Here is a 12,153-nt window from a genome sequence, read left to right on the forward strand (position 1 = left end):
ACCGTGCGGCCGCTCCTCACAGGAGCGGCCGCACGAGGTCTGTCGGTCTATCGGCTCAGCGCTCGTCGTGGCGACGGCGCCAACGCTCTTCCATGCGTTCCATGAAGCTTCCGCGGTTGCCCCGGCGCTGGCTCTTGCCCGGCGTCCTGACGCCGGATCCTGATCCACCGGAGTCACCGAACCCGTTCATGCGCTTCCAACTGGACAGGCCCCACAGACACGCGGCGAGCATGACCACGAAACCGCCGACGCCGAGCGGGATCTGGTTGATCACGACGCCGACCATCAGCAGGACGATGCCCAGCGCAAAGCCGATGGAGGCTTTGACCAGGCGCCGCTTGTAATGGCTGCGCGGATCGCTGATCCGAACGGTATTGGCCCACTTCGGGTCCTCGGCGTAGAGGGCCTGCTCGATCTGGTCGAGCAAGCGCTGCTCGTGCTCAGAGAGCGGCACGGCGCCTCCCAAGGACGGCCCCATTTCGGGGAAGACGGCAACGGACGACACGGGGTGTCCGGACCTCGCGGTCGGTTATCCCCAGAATACGAGGCTGTAGACGTAGGCGAAAGAAAACGTCCAACGTAGACCAAACCGGAGGTGACGTCATGGCTCTAAACATGTCCATTCTCCCCCACCGTCCGAGATGTCGCGACATCGGGCGTCATGCCTCCATTTCATCAAGCCGTCCTCTGACTAGTGAAGCCGGGACCACCGCATCGGGGCCGAATCTTCTGATCGCCTTGTCCATCGCTCGTTCGGCCTCCCGCCACCCCGTCTCCTTCTCCCCCAGGCTGAGCTGGTGGGCGGCGGAGTCGGCCGGTCTCAGATTCTCCAGCCTGACACCCACGAGGCGCAGCCTGATCCGCTCGAGCCCGGCGGCGGCGTAGAGCTCGCAGGCCGTCGTGTAGATCTCCTGCGCCACGTCCGTCGGCTCCCGCAGCGTCCGCGAACGCGTGATCGTGGAGAAGTCGGCCCGGCGCAGCTTCACGCTCACAGTTCTGCCCACATGGCCGCCCGCACGCACACGCGCGGCGACCCGTTCGGAAAGGCGCAGCAGTTCGCGCCTGATCACCTCGGGGTCGTCGACGTCCGCCGCGAACGTCTCCTCCGCGCCGACGCTCTTGTCGGGCACGTGGGCGGTGACGGCGCGCTCGTCCCTGCCCCACGCCAGCGCCGCCAGATGGGTGCCGGCCGCGTGGCCGAGCTCGCGCTGCAGCGTGGCGGGCGGGACCCTGGCCAGGTCGCCCACGCTCCTGATGCCCAGGCGCACCAGCGCCTGCTCGGTGCGCTCCCCCACGCCCCACAGCGCGCTGACGGGCAGCGGATGCAGGAAGTCGACCACGCGGTCGGCCGGCACCACGAGCAGGCCGTCTGGCTTGCACTGCTTGGAGGCCAGCTTGGCGACGAACTTGCTGCCGGCCACGCCGACCGAGCAGGTGATGCCGAAGCGCTCCCGTACCTCGGCGCGGATCCTGGCGGCGATGTCGGCGGGCGAGCCGAGCCTGCGCCGGGCGCCGCCCACGTCGAGGAAGGCCTCGTCGGAGGCGATCGGCTCCACGAGCGGCGTGATCGCGTGGAAGATCTCCATCACGCCCCTGGAGACCTCGGTGTACTTGCCGTGGCTGGGCGGGATGATCGTGGCCTGCGGGCACAGGCGGCGGGCCCTGCTCATCGGCATGGCCGAGTGCACGCCGTACTGCCTGGCCTCGTAGGTCGCGCTGAGGACGACGCCGCGCCCGGCGGGCGAGCCGACGATCACCGGGCGGCCGCGGAGCTCGGGACGCTCGAGGAGCTCGACGCTGGCGAAGAAGGCGTCCATGTCGACGTGGAGGATGGGGCAGCCGCTGTCGTCGGCCCCGATCCTGGCGACGGGGCCGACTCCGGTGATCTGCTTGCGCGACACGACGTGATTCTACCCGAACGCGCGTTCGACAACCGTCCTGGCGCCGTGGCGGCAGACGCCGCGCCCGGGGGCCGGGACCCGGTCGAGAGGGCGGGTCATCACTTGTGGCCCAGGACGTGCAGCTGCGTGGCGATGTCACGCAGGACGGGATGGGTGGCGGCGGCCTGCTCCAGCGCGACCAGCGCCTCGGCGGCGCCCGGCTCCCCGTCGACCAGGCGGCTGGGCACCAGGTCGGCGAAGACCCGCACCCCGTGGACCTCGTCCACCGCGAACCCGGTCGCCGCGAGGAGCTCGGCCAGCGTCTGGGCGGCGAACCTGCGCGGGGTGGGGTCACGGTCGCCCCAGCGCCCCATCGGGTCGTCCAGGGCCGCCCTGGCCTCGTCGAAGTGCCCGGCCAGCGCGCGGTGGATGGCGCCGGCCACCGGGTTGGCCGCCAGCACGCTCACGACACCGCCGGAGCGCAGCAGGCCCGAGACCGCGGTCAGCGCCGAGAGCGGGTCCTCGACGTACTCCAGCACGCTGTGGCACAGCACCAGGTCGGCGCTGTCGCGCGGCAGGAGGTCGCCGAGGTCGGCGGCGTCACCCTGGAGCGCCCGCACGCCGACCCCCCGCTCGGCGGCCCTGCGCTCCAGGGCGAACAGCGAGTCGGGGCTCGGGTCGACGACGGTCACCGCGTGACCGAGCTCGGCGAGCGGTACGGCGAAGCCGCCGGTGCCGCCGCCCGCGTCGACGATGTCGAGCCGCGCGCGGCCGGTCTGGCTCGCCCGCGCGGCCAGCACCGCCCGCAGCGCGTCCCAGACGACGGCGGTGCGCACCGCCGGGGTCGCCTGCTTGGTGATGCTCTCCGCACGCAACGTCGGCTCGCCTCCTCGTTTCGCCGCGCCCGTGAACGACGGTGTGCCCGCTGCGTCCCCGAACGCGTTCTTTCCTTGCCCGTGGTCCCCGCGCGTGACGGCCATGAGCGGCCGTCGCGGCTGGGGCCAGCCTACGCCGTCCCGAGCCGGGTGAGCATACGAGATCACGAGGAGGTAACGTCCGGATGCGGGCACGGGGCGGGCCCGTCACGCTCCCCGGCCGTCGAAGGCCGCCAGGACGCGCCTGGGCGCGCGCAGCCGCCAGGCGTCGGTGAGGAGCTCGGCCAGCTCCGCCGCCTCGACGGCGGCGAAGCGCACCAGCACGACCGCGTGGCCGTCGTAGTGCGGGAGGGTGAAGAAGGCGTCGGGATCCGCGGCGACCAGCTCGCGTTTGTGCTCCTCGGAGGCCACCGGCAGGGCCAGGACGTCGCCCTCCTCCCTGATCCGCGCGAACCACCTGGCCTTGACGTAGAAGGCGGGCGTGCCGTACATGAGGCGTTCGGTGGTCTCCGGCAGCCCCAGCGCGATCCGCCGCACGTCGTCCTCGGTCACCATGCGACCCATCCTGTACGGCACGGCGGCCCGGACACCACCCACCGGCACGGGCGCTTCCGACGCGGGGAAGGCCCCGGGGGCCGCGCGGGGTTCGGGCGTCCAGACCGAACCCGTCCCGCCGGAGAGACCCAACGGGCGGCCGTGGTGGCCGGTCCGCTGGGGAGGTCTCCGCCGCTCAGGAGGTCACGGGTCGCCCCGGCCGGTGGGCGTGCCGGAAAGCGCCGGCCGTACCGGGAAGTGGGCGGCCGGTGCCGGGAGCGAGGGCCGGGGTCAGAGCGTGAGGCTGGGCTTGAGCTGCTTGAAACGGGCCAGCAGACCGTTGATGAACTGCGGCGACTCGTCCGTGGACAGCTCGGACGCCAGGTGCACCCACTCGCTGATCACCACGCCCTCCGGCACGTCGGGCATCCAGAGCAGCTCGTAGGTGCCGCCACGCAGGAGGTTGCGGTCGACGGCGGGCATGCGCTCGAGAGTCCACCCCTCGGCGTAGGTCGTGATCAGCTCGTCGATGCGCCGGGAGTGCCGGGCGACGCCCTCGACGATCGCCGAGGTGTACTCGTTGACCGGCGGCTCCCGCCGGTCAACGCGCTCGGCGAGGATCTTCAGCGCGTCCTCACCGCGGAGCTCGGCCTCGAAGAGGATGTCGAGCGCCCGCCTGCGTGCTTTGCCTCGCGCGGACACTCAGGCCCGGCCGAGGTATTCGCCGCTGCGGGTGTCGACCTTGACCTTCTCGCCCGTCGTGATGAACAGCGGGACCTTGATCTCGGCGCCGGTCTCCAGCGTGGCGGGCTTGGTGCCGCCGGTGGAACGGTCGCCCTGCAGGCCCGGCTCGGTGTTGGCGATCAGCAGCTCGACCGCGGCGGGCAGGTCGACGTAGAGCGCGGAGCCCTCGTTGAAGGCCACGGTGGCCAGCGTGTTCTCGAGCATGTAGTTGGCGGCGTCGCCGACGGTCTTGGCGGGCACGTTGACCATGTCGTAGGTCTCGGTGTCCATGAAGACGAAGTCGTCGCCGTCCTTGTAGGAGAACTGCATCTCGCGCTTGTCGACGTTGGCCACGTCGACCTTCACACCGGCGTTGAAGGTCTTGTCGACGACCTTGCCGGACAGGACGTTCTTGAGCTTGGTGCGCACGAACGCACCGCCCTTGCCCGGCTTGACGTGCTGGAACTCCACAACGGCCCAGAGCTCACCGCCGTCGAGCTTCAGCACCATGCCGTTCTTGAGGTCGTTGGTCGTCGCCACTCGTTACTCCCGGATGCGGCCGCTCTTACAGGACGAGCAGCTCCTTGGTCGTCTTCGTCAAAAGTTCCGCTCCGCCTTCACGCGTCACGAGCGTGTCCTCGATGCGAACCCCGCCCCTGCCCTGGAGGTAGACCCCAGGCTCGACGGTGATCGGAACTCGATCCTCTAGTCTACCGGTCCGCGAAGGGCCCAGGAACGGCTCCTCGTGGATCTCCAGGCCAACCCCGTGGCCGAGGCCGTGGCGGAAGTGTTCGGCGTGTCCCGCCCGCTCGATGACCGATCGGGAGGCGGCGTCGATCCCGGCGGCCTCGGCGCCGGGGCGCACCGCCTCGCGTCCCGCGCGCTGGGCGTCGCGGACGAGGTCGTAGATCTCGCGCTGCCAGTCGTCGACCCTGCCGAGGGCGACGGTGCGGGTCATGTCGGCGTGGTAGCCGCGGTAGAGGGCGCCGAAGTCGAGGGTGACCAGGTCGCCGGTGCGCAGTTCGCGGTCGGTCGGCGAGTGGTGCGGGATGGAGCCGTTCTCCCCGCCGGCCACGATCGACTCGAAGGCGGGCTTGTCGGCGCCGAGTTCGACCATGCGGGCCTCGAGGACGCGGGCGACCTCGCGCTCGCTCACTCCCGGCCTGATGCATTCCCTGATGTCGGCGAAGGCCTGGTCGGAGATCGCGCAGGCGGTCCGCAGCAGCTCGATCTCCTCGTCGTCCTTGACCATCCGCAGGCGTTCGACCAGCGGCTCCAGCGGGACGAGGCCCTCGCCCAGCCGGTTGAAGGTCGCCACCGTCATGTGCGCGGCCTCGATGCCGACGCCGGGCGCGGCCAGCTCGCCTGCGACGTCGGTGGCCTCGACGGTCTCGACGTCCAGGTCGCGGGTCATCTCGATGTAGCGGGAGTCGGTGGCGAGCCTGGCGGTGCCGTCCGCGCGGACCAGGACGGCGGCGTTGGAGCTGTCCAGCCCGGTGAGGTAGCGGACGTTGACCGGCTTCGTGACGAGAATGGCGTCGACGCCTGCCAGCAGCGCGGCGAGGGTGGCTCGGCGCCGGGCGAAATCGATGGTCATTTCACCAAGTATTGACCACGTTCGCCGCGGCCAGCTACGGTCCAGACTTGAAGGTTAGGAAGGTTTACTAACTCGTGGAGCAGTCGATGCGGATCGTCTTAGCCCTCGCCCTGGCGCTGACAGGAGCCCCGACCATGCACGCCGCCGAGCAGACTACCGGGCCCGCCGCGCAGGCCGGCGCGAAGGTCACCGGGCACATCCGCGTCGACCAGGTCGGGTTCGCACCGGACGAGGCCAAGCACGCCTACCTGATGACCGGCGGGCGGCCCGCCCCCTTCACCGTGATCGACGCCAGGGGCAGGCCGGTGCTGAACGGTACGGCCGGCCGCGACCTCGGCGCGTGGAACGCCGCCTACCGCCACGTCTACGACCTCGACCTCACCAGGCTCAGGAAACCGGGCAGCTACCGGATCACCTCGGGCGGCCTGACCTCCGCCGAGTTCACGATCGCCCCGTCAGCCGCCCTGGCGCTGCCCGCCTCGAAGATCGTGACGTTCTTCGGCGGCCAGCGCGACGGCGGCAGGCGGCACGCCAACGACCGCGCCGCCCAGGTCTACGACTGGCCGGCCTTCACCGGCCCCGACACCGACCAGATCAAGGGCGAGCTGACCAGGATCGGCGGACCCGTCGACGTCGAGGGCGGCTGGTTCGACGCCGGTGACTACCTGAAGTTCACCCACATCCTGGCCTACGTCGACACGCTGCTGTGGGCGGCCAGGAGGGACGGCGGGCCGGTCGTCGATCCGCGCCTGAAGTCGGAGGCGCTGCACGGCCTGAAGTACCTGGACAAGATGTGGGACGGGACGACCAGGACCCTCTACATCCAGGTCGGCGTCGGCGCCGGCAACGCCGAGGGCACGTTCGTCGGCGACCACGACATCTGGCGCCTGCCCGAGACCGACGACTCCTCCCGCGAGAAGTACATCCGCAACCGGCCGGTCTTCCGAGCCGCCCCGCCCGGCGAGCCGATCAGCCCCAACCTGGCCGGCCGTACGGCGGCGGCCTTCGCGCTGGCCGCCCAGGTCGAACCGGACAGGAAGCGCGCCCAGTCCTGGCTCGACAAGGCCGCCGAGATCTACGCCATGGCCAAGACCACCGACGTGGGCCGGCTGGTGACCTCGCTCCCGCACGCCTTCTACCCCGAGAGCGTCTGGCGCGACGACATGGAGCTGGGCGGGGCCGAGCTGGCGCTGGCCGCGCAGCGGCTCGGTGACCCCAGGGCCGCCCAGTGGCTGGAGCAGGCCCAGCACTGGGCCACCGAGTACATCGCCAAGGACACCGGCGACACGCTCAACCTCTACGACGTCAGCGCCCTCGCGCACGCCGACCTGATCAGGGCGGGCGCCCCGATCAAGGGCGCGCTGGTCGCCGATCTCAAGGCGCAGCTGGAGATCGGCGCCGCCAGGGCGGCGAAGGACCCGTTCAGGGCGGGCGCGGCCTACGACGCCTTCGACTCGGTGCCGCACGCCTTCGGCCTGGCCGCCACCTCCCGGCTGTACCGCTCGGTGACGGGCGACCGCGGCTACGACGCCTTCGGCACCCAGCAGCGCGGCTGGGCCCTCGGCGCCAACCCGTGGGGCGTGTCGTTCGTGCAGGGCGTCGGCGACAACTCGATCTCCTGCCCGCACTACCAGATCTCCAACCTGACCGGCCGTCCGGCGACGGGCGCGGTCGTCAACGGGCCGAACGCCGCCTCCCTGTTCGACGACGGCCTCGGCGACCACTTCGAGGAGATGGCCAAGTGCCCCGCCGACGGGGTGGACCGCTACGAGCAGTTCACCGGCAGGGGCAGCAGGTTCGTCGACGACGTGCGCTCGTGGCAGGCCTCCGAGCCGGCCGACGACTTCGCCGCGATCGCGTTCTACGCGCTGACGCTGATGTCCAGGGACTGATCTTCCCGTCGCCGGTGGCGCCGCTCCCGCCTCCCTTCCCGGGTACGGCGGGGCGGCGCCGCTCAGCGCTTGCGGCCGAGCCCGCCGTACTGGTGGACCTCGCGGTCGGTGTACTCGGTGGCCGCGTCGGGGTGCCAGCGCGGCAGCGAGACCACGCCGGGCGCGACCAGTTCCATGCCGTCGAACAGCGTCCGCAGGTGCTCGGGGGTGCGCAGTCTGATCTCGGTCGCGCCGCTGGCGTTCCACCGGGCGGCCGCCTCGTCCATCGAGGGGCTGTGGACGCTGTGCGAGACGACCAGGTAGCTGCCGGCCGGCATGGCGTCGAAGAGCGTCGACAGCGCGGCGCGGACCTGCTCGTCGTCGGGAAGGAACTCCAGCACGCCGAGCACCATCAGCGCGATCGGCCGGGAGAAGTCGAGGGTCTTGGCCGCGCCGCGCAGGATCGTCTCGGGGTCGCGCAGGTCGGCGTCGAGGTAGTCGGTCGCGCCCTCGGGAGTGCTGTAGAGCAGGGCGCGCGCGTGGGCGAGCACGATCGGGTCGTTGTCGACGTAGACGATGCGCGACTCGGGCGCGGCCCGCTGCGCCACCTGGTGGGTGTTGTCGGCGGTGGGCACGCCGGTGCCGACGTCGAGGAACTGCCGGATGCCGGCGTCGACCAGGTGCCGTACGGCACGGCCGAGGAACTGCCTGTCGGCCCTGGCGACGACCACGAGGTCGGGCATGACCTTGAGGATCTCGTCACCGACGGCCCGGTCGGCCTCGTAGTTGTCCTTGCCGCCCAGCCAGTAGTCCCACACGCGTGCCGGGTGCGGCACGCTGGAGTCGATCCTGTCGAGCCGGTCCCGCGCGCTGTCGGTCACTGGAGAACCCCCTGCCTGTCCAGTCTGTCCATGATCAATCTAATCGAAGAAGCCCACCGTTCCACGGCGAACAGCGAAATATCGGGTTCGGGCGGGCCGAGGTGGGGCAGGCGGGATCCGGGGCGTCGAACGGCCCGCGGCCGGGTATCCCTGGAGAATCTGCACGTCCCTTCCTAGCCCTAGGGTCTGCCGCGACGGACAATCAACGCGATGAACATCGAGTCACCAGGAAAACTGGCCGAACTCCTCGACCAGCACGCGTATCTCGCCGACGAGGGTCTGGCGACGGCCGCCTTCCTGGCGCTGCGGATGGGGCGCCCGCTGTTCCTGGAGGGCGAGGCGGGCGTCGGCAAGACCGAGCTGGCCAAGACCCTGGCCGAGCTGCTGCGCGCCCCGCTGATCCGCCTGCAGTGCTACGAGGGGCTGGACGCCGCCCAGGCGCTCTACGACTGGGACTTCGCCCGCCAGCTCCTCCACCTGAAGGCGGCCGAGGCGGCGGGGATCACCGACGCGAGCAGGCTCGAGGGCGAGATCTACGACCGGCGCTTCCTCATCGCCCGCCCGCTGCTGCGGGCCGTCGAGACGCAGCCCTCCGTCCTGCTCGTGGACGAGATCGACCGGGCCGACGACGAGTTCGAGGCGTTCCTGCTCGAGGTGCTGTCCGACTTCACGATCTCCATCCCCGAGCTCGGCACGATCAGGGCCGAGCGTCCCCCGGTGGTCGTCGTCACCTCCAACCGCACGCGAGAGGTGCACGACGCGCTCAAGCGCCGCTGCCTCTACCACTGGCTGGAGCACCCGAGCTTCGACAGGGAGGTGGCCATCCTGCTGCGCAGGCTGCCGGAGTGCACCGAGTCGCTGGCCGCCCAGGTGGCCAGGACGGCGGCGCGGCTGCGCGCGCAGGACCTGGTCAAGCCGCCGGGCATCGCCGAGACGCTCGACTGGACGGAGGCGCTGCTGACGCTCGGCGCCCGCGACCTCGACCCCGGCCTGGCCGCGGCGACGCTCGGCGCGGCGCTGAAGTACCGGGAGGACGTGGAGAGCGTGCTCAAGAGCGGGGTGCTGACCCGTGCGTGACCTGGCCGCCACCATGACCGGCTTCGCCAGGACCCTGCGGGCGGCCGGCGTCGCGGCCGACCACGAGCGCACCCAGAACCTCCTGAAGGCCCTCGACGAGCTGGACGTCACCCGCGGCGACGACGTCTACTGGGCGGGCCGGCTGACGCTGTGCGCCTCGCCCGACGACCTGCCCAGGTACGACAGGTGCTTCGCCGCCTACTTCGGCGGCCACCGGGCGGCGCCGGGCCGTACCCCGGCCAAGCCGGTCACCAGGTACCTGGCGGGAGGCGACGGCGAGAGCGGCGAGGGCGAGGAGCCGGCGGCGACGGCGACGGCCAGCAGGGCCGAGGTGCTGCGCCATCGCGACGTGGCCAGGCTGACGGAGGCCGAGCGTGCCGAGGTGCACCAGATGCTGGCGCTGCTGCGCGACCACCGGGAGCGGCGGCGCTCGCGCAGGCTGGTGGCCGCGCACCGGGGCAGGCTGGACCAGCGCAGGACCATCCGCGACGCGCTCAGGAAGGGCGAGGTGGCGCGGCTGCGCTACCGGCGCCACACCACCAGGCCGCGCAGGGTGGTGCTGCTGGTGGACGTGAGCGGCTCGATGACCCCCTACGCCGAGACGCTGCTGCGGTTCGCGCACGCGCTGGTGCGGACCGAGCCGCGGGTGACGCAGGTCTACTCGGTCGGCACGCGGCTGACGCCGATCACCGTCGAGCTGCGCCACCGCGATCCCGGCACCGCGCTGGCGGAGGTGTCGAAGGCGATCCCCGACTGGAGCGGCGGCACCAGGCTCGGCGAGGAGCTGCGCGAGCTGCTGGCCCGCAGGAGCATGCGCGGCGCCATCGTGGTCGTCGCCTCCGACGGCTGGGAGCGCGGCGATCCCACGCTGCTCGGCGAGCAGATGGCCAGGCTGGCCCGCCAGGCGCACCGGGTGATCTGGGTGAACCCGCACAAGGGCCACGCGGACTACCAGCCGCTCACCGGCGGGATGCAGGCGGCGCTGCCGTACATCGACGACCTGGTGGCAGGACACAGCCTGGCCGCCTTCGAGGATCTGTCCGGGAGGCTTTCCCATGCGCGACGTCCTGCCTGAGATCATGCGGTGGTGGGAGTCCGGCCTGCGGTTCGGGCTGGCGACGGTGGTGAGCACCTTCTCCAGCGCGCCCAGGCCGCCGGGCGCGGCCATGGCGGTGCGCGGCGACGAGGTGGTGGGCAGCGTCTCGGGCGGCTGCGTCGAGGGCGCGGTGTTCGAGCTGGCCGGCCAGGTCGAGACGCCCGTGCTCCAGCGGTACGGCGTGAGCGACGACGACGCCTTCGCCGTCGGACTGACCTGCGGCGGCATCATCGACGTCCTCGTCGAGCCGGTCTCCATCGAGACCTATCCCGAGCTGGGCGAGATCGTCGCCTCGGTGGCCGCGCACGAGCCCGTCGCGGTGGCGACGATCGTGGCGGGGCCCGGGGTCATCGGCAAGCGACGGGTCGTCTGGCCCGGCAGGGCCACCGGCTCGCTCGGCCTCGGGCGGCTGGACGAAGCCGTGGACGACGACGTGCGCGGCATGCTGGCCCAGGGCCTGACCGGCGTCAGGCACTACGGCGAGCACGGCGAGCGCCGCCTTGACGACCTGTCGGTGTTCGTGCAGTGCTTCGCCCCGCCGCCGCGCATGCTCGTCTTCGGCGCCATCGACTTCGCCGCCGCCGTCGCGCGCCTGGGCAAGTTCCTCGGCTACCACGTGACCGTGTGCGACGCCAGGCCGATCTTCGCCACCGCCAAGCGCTTCCCCGAGGCCGACGAGGTCGTCGTCAAGTGGCCGCACGACTATCTGGCCGCCACCCACGTCGACGAGCGGACGGTGATCTGCGTGCTCACCCACGACCCGAAGTTCGACGTGCCGCTGCTGGAGGTGGCGCTGCGCACCAAGGCGGCCTACGTGGGGGCGATGGGCTCGCGCCGTACCCACGACGACCGGCTGGCCCGGCTGCGCGCGGCGGGCATGAACGAGGAGGAGCTGGCCAGGCTGCGCTCCCCCATCGGCCTGGACCTGGGTGCCAGGACGCCGGAGGAGACCGCCGTGTCGGTGATGGCGGAACTGATCCAGCTGCGCTGGGGTGGGAGCGGACGGCCGCTCAGCGAGACCGGCGGCCGCATCCATGGGGAGGTCTGATGACTGGGGTGGTGGGCCTGCTGCTGGCCGCGGGCCAGGGGTCGCGTCTGGGCATGCCGAAGGCGCTGCTGGAGTTCGAGGGCGAGCGGCTGGTCGATCGCGGGGTACGGCTGCTGCACGAGGGCGGCTGTCACCCGGTGATCGTCGTGCTGGGCGCGGCCACCGTCCAGGTGCGCGGCGCGGTCGTGGTGCGCAATCCCGACTGGCGCACCGGCATGGGCTCCTCGCTCAGGGTGGGGCTGGCCGCGCTGCCCGCCGACGCGAAGGGCGTGGTGATCGCGCTGGTGGACCAGCCGTTCGTGACGCCCGACGCGGTGCGGGCGCTGATCGGCAGCGGGGCGGAGGTCGCGGTCGCCACGTACGGCGGGCGGCGGCGCAACCCGGTGCTGGTCTCCGCGGCCCACGTGGCGCGGGTGGCCGAGCTGGCGGTGGGCGACGTGGGGGCGCGGGCGTTCATGCGGGAGCACCCCGAACTGGTGACCGAGGTGGAGGTGCCGGGCGACCCGCGCGACATCGACACCCCGGAGGACCTGGCCGCCCTGACGCCCCGCACCGGCTGAGGCCGCCCCCG

Annotated in this window: 13 protein-coding genes; 5 read left to right on the forward strand and 8 right to left on the reverse strand. The window is 71.8% G+C overall.

Translation table 11 applies throughout. The features are described 5' to 3' along the window. Positions 1-55: 55 nt before the first annotated feature. From ACWDLG_RS17665 to ACWDLG_RS17695, 7 genes are all read right to left on the reverse strand, one after another. Positions 56-454, reverse strand: a complete 399-nt coding sequence (locus ACWDLG_RS17665) for a DUF3040 domain-containing protein (protein ID WP_449921025.1) — start codon at positions 452-454, stop codon at positions 56-58. A gap of 205 nt (positions 455-659) precedes the next feature. Next, positions 660-1,901, reverse strand: a complete 1,242-nt coding sequence (dinB, locus tag ACWDLG_RS17670; protein WP_354910305.1) for a DNA polymerase IV — start codon at positions 1,899-1,901, stop codon at positions 660-662. Positions 1,902-1,999: 98 nt separating this feature from the next. Further along, positions 2,000-2,755 carry a methyltransferase gene (locus ACWDLG_RS17675; RefSeq protein WP_449921028.1) on the reverse strand — a complete coding sequence of 252 codons (756 nt, stop codon included), beginning with the start codon at positions 2,753-2,755 and terminating at the stop codon, positions 2,000-2,002. 207 nt (positions 2,756-2,962) lie between these two features. Next, complete coding sequence (locus ACWDLG_RS17680; protein ID WP_449921030.1) at positions 2,963-3,310, reverse strand: MmcQ/YjbR family DNA-binding protein; 348 nt, start codon at positions 3,308-3,310, stop codon at positions 2,963-2,965. A 270-nt stretch (positions 3,311-3,580) separates the two neighbouring features. Next, positions 3,581-3,991, reverse strand: a complete 411-nt coding sequence (gene nusB / locus ACWDLG_RS17685) for a transcription antitermination factor NusB (RefSeq protein WP_354910301.1) — start codon at positions 3,989-3,991, stop codon at positions 3,581-3,583. Beyond that, a complete protein-coding gene (gene efp / locus ACWDLG_RS17690) occupies positions 3,992-4,552 on the reverse strand; it encodes an elongation factor P (RefSeq protein ID WP_354910299.1) in 561 nt (186 codons plus the stop codon). It lies immediately after the preceding gene. A gap of 25 nt (positions 4,553-4,577) precedes the next feature. After that, on the reverse strand, positions 4,578-5,609 hold the full coding sequence (locus ACWDLG_RS17695; RefSeq protein ID WP_449921034.1) for a M24 family metallopeptidase: 1,032 nt from the start codon (positions 5,607-5,609) through the stop codon (positions 4,578-4,580). An 86-nt stretch (positions 5,610-5,695) separates the two neighbouring features. Between ACWDLG_RS17695 and ACWDLG_RS17700 the strand changes: the two genes are divergently transcribed. Beyond that, positions 5,696-7,501, forward strand: a complete 1,806-nt coding sequence (locus tag ACWDLG_RS17700) for a glycoside hydrolase family 9 protein (protein ID WP_449921037.1) — start codon at positions 5,696-5,698, stop codon at positions 7,499-7,501. Positions 7,502-7,563: 62 nt separating this feature from the next. Here the strand turns inward: ACWDLG_RS17700 and ACWDLG_RS17705 are convergent, their stop codons facing one another. Next, positions 7,564-8,361, reverse strand: a complete 798-nt coding sequence (locus tag ACWDLG_RS17705; RefSeq protein ID WP_354910292.1) for an SAM-dependent methyltransferase — start codon at positions 8,359-8,361, stop codon at positions 7,564-7,566. Between the two features lie 210 nt (positions 8,362-8,571). Here ACWDLG_RS17705 and ACWDLG_RS17710 point away from each other — a divergent pair, with 210 nt between their 5' ends. The 4 genes from ACWDLG_RS17710 to ACWDLG_RS17725 are packed head-to-tail and all read left to right on the forward strand — an operon-like array spanning position 8,572 to position 12,142. Then, positions 8,572-9,438, forward strand: coding sequence for an AAA family ATPase (locus ACWDLG_RS17710; RefSeq protein WP_449921040.1), 867 nt, complete (start codon positions 8,572-8,574; stop codon positions 9,436-9,438). After that, positions 9,431-10,513: a vWA domain-containing protein gene (locus ACWDLG_RS17715; RefSeq protein WP_449921043.1), complete on the forward strand. Its 1,083-nt coding sequence runs from the start codon at positions 9,431-9,433 to the stop codon at positions 10,511-10,513. The genes ACWDLG_RS17710 and ACWDLG_RS17715 overlap by 8 nt, the downstream gene beginning before the upstream one ends. Continuing rightward, positions 10,494-11,582, forward strand: a complete 1,089-nt coding sequence (locus ACWDLG_RS17720; protein WP_449921046.1) for an XdhC family protein — start codon at positions 10,494-10,496, stop codon at positions 11,580-11,582. Before ACWDLG_RS17715 ends, ACWDLG_RS17720 begins: the two co-directional genes overlap by 20 nt. Further along, the gene (locus ACWDLG_RS17725; RefSeq protein ID WP_449921048.1) at positions 11,582-12,142 is read left to right on the forward strand and encodes a nucleotidyltransferase family protein; all 561 of its coding nucleotides are present in this window, start codon (positions 11,582-11,584) and stop codon (positions 12,140-12,142) included. Before ACWDLG_RS17720 ends, ACWDLG_RS17725 begins: the two co-directional genes overlap by 1 nt. Positions 12,143-12,153: the final 11 nt, after the last annotated feature.

This window comes from Nonomuraea sp. NPDC003727, assembly GCF_053586935.1.

Excerpts from the sequence above, each read along its gene's own strand:
- ACWDLG_RS17680 (WP_449921030.1), bottom strand. The coding sequence starts at position 3,310 with ATGGTGACCGAGGACGACGTGCGGCGGATCGCGCTGGGGCTGCCGGAG.
- ACWDLG_RS17725 (WP_449921048.1), top strand. The coding sequence starts at position 11,582 with ATGACTGGGGTGGTGGGCCTGCTGCTGGCCGCGGGCCAGGGGTCGCGT.
- ACWDLG_RS17710 (WP_449921040.1), top strand. The coding sequence starts at position 8,572 with ATGAACATCGAGTCACCAGGAAAACTGGCCGAACTCCTCGACCAGCAC.
- ACWDLG_RS17720 (WP_449921046.1), top strand. The coding sequence starts at position 10,494 with ATGCGCGACGTCCTGCCTGAGATCATGCGGTGGTGGGAGTCCGGCCTG.
- ACWDLG_RS17700 (WP_449921037.1), top strand. The coding sequence starts at position 5,696 with ATGCGGATCGTCTTAGCCCTCGCCCTGGCGCTGACAGGAGCCCCGACC.
- ACWDLG_RS17695 (WP_449921034.1), bottom strand. The coding sequence starts at position 5,609 with ATGACCATCGATTTCGCCCGGCGCCGAGCCACCCTCGCCGCGCTGCTG.